This window comes from Streptomyces sp. NPDC091377 (assembly GCF_044757045.1).
Lineage (GTDB): Bacteria > Actinomycetota > Actinomycetes > Streptomycetales > Streptomycetaceae > Streptomyces.
This window is the reverse complement of the sequence record NZ_JBIVUE010000063.1, coordinates 1-1,048: the sequence shown is the minus strand read 5'-3', so window position 1 is coordinate 1,048 and position 1,048 is coordinate 1. Positions and strand designations below refer to the sequence as shown.

The following is a 1,048-nucleotide window of genomic DNA, read 5'->3' as shown; positions in this document are numbered from 1 at the left end:
CTCGTGACTGCGTGCCTTTTGAAGAATGAGCCTGCGAGTTTGCGGTGTGTTGCGAGGTTAACCCGGGTGGGGTAGCCGTAGCGAAAGCGAGTCCGAAGAGGGCGTTTCAGTAGCATGCTCAAGACCCGAAGCGGAGTGATCTAGCCATGGGCAGGTTGAAGCGGAGGTAAGACTTCGTGGAGGACCGAACCCACCAGGGTTGAAAACCTGGGGGATGACCTGTGGTTAGGGGTGAAAGGCCAATCAAACTCCGTGATAGCTGGTTCTCCCCGAAATGCATTTAGGTGCAGCGTCGTGTGTTTCTTGCCGGAGGTAGAGCACTGGATAGGCGATGGGCCCTACCGGGTTACTGACCTTAGCCAAACTCCGAATGCCGGTAAGTGAGAGCGCGGCAGTGAGACTGTGGGGGATAAGCTCCATGGTCGAGAGGGAAACAGCCCAGAGCATCGACTAAGGCCCCTAAGCGTACGCTAAGTGGGAAAGGATGTGGAGTCGCAGAGACAACCAGGAGGTTGGCTTAGAAGCAGCCACCCTTGAAAGAGTGCGTAATAGCTCACTGGTCTAGTGATTCCGCGCCGACAATGTAGCGGGGCTCAAGCGTACCGCCGAAGTCGTGTCATTGCAGCATGAGGGCCAACGCCCGCTGTGATGGGTAGGGGAGCGTCGTCTGCCGGGTGAAGCAGCCGCGTAAGCGAGTTGTGGACGGTTGACGAGTGAGAATGCAGGCATGAGTAGCGATTCACACGTGGGAAACGTGTGCGCCGATTGACTAAGGGTTCCTGGGTCAAGCTGATCTGCCCAGGGTAAGTCGGGACCTAAGGCGAGGCCGACAGGCGTAGTCGATGGATAACCGGTTGATATTCCGGTACCCGCTGTAGAGCGTCAAACATTGAATCCAGTGATGCTAAGCCCGTGAAGCCGTCGTGTGCGTCTTCGGACAAGCATGAAGTGGTGGAGCCGGTGGCCCGAGCTGGTAGTAGGTGAGTGATGGGGTGACGCAGGAAGGTAGTCCATCCCGGGCGGTGGTTGTCCCGGGGTAAGGGTGTAG

Annotated in this window: 1 rRNA gene; it reads left to right on the top strand. The window is 57.5% G+C overall.

What is annotated here, in order from left to right:
• Positions 1–1,048: ribosomal RNA gene (locus ACIQNG_RS39115) — 23S ribosomal RNA — on the top strand; the annotation flags it as partial.